The organism is Limosilactobacillus pontis DSM 8475, assembly GCF_001435345.1.
Taxonomy (GTDB): Bacteria; Bacillota; Bacilli; order Lactobacillales; family Lactobacillaceae; genus Limosilactobacillus; species Limosilactobacillus pontis.
Map to the genome: position 1 here is coordinate 1 of NZ_AZGO01000027.1, position 492 is coordinate 492.

The window sequence follows — 492 nt, forward strand, 5'->3', positions numbered from 1 at the left end:
GGATTGGTTATTGAAAGGATTAAACCCGTTGCCAGTTCGTCGGATCAAAGCTGCCCAACCAGGTACCTTTTATTGAATTACCTCTGTTTAAAACCGTTGTTCTTTGATATAATTACCGAAGAATAATTTAAAGGGAGGTGACGTACTATGAGTAAGAGCTTAGTAGAAGAGAATCGAGAGCTTAAGCAGCAGATCAAAGCCTTGAAGGATCAGGTTAATAAGTTGACAGCGATTATTAAGCTTCAACAAAACCAAATGTTTGGGAAAAAAACTGAAGTAATTGAGTCCGTAGTTGATGGTCAGCAATCACTGTTTAGTGATGATGAACTAGCTCAGCTGCAAGATTCTAATGTTTCAATCACGGAAGTGATTGAAAAGCAGACAAAACAAGTGGTGCGTCACCGGAAAGCCAAGTCTTCTGGTCGACGGAGCGCTTTTTTGGATGGTTTACCTCAAGTGGATAAGACGATTCATTTAACTAATACGGATTGT

At 39.6% G+C, this 492-nt stretch carries 1 protein-coding gene; it reads left to right on the forward strand.

Annotated elements, in window-relative coordinates:
• Positions 1 to 147: 147 nt before the first annotated feature.
• Positions 148 to 492, forward strand: a 345-nt coding sequence (locus FD34_RS01860) for a transposase (RefSeq protein WP_191980191.1), incomplete at its 3' end; no start/stop codon positions are given.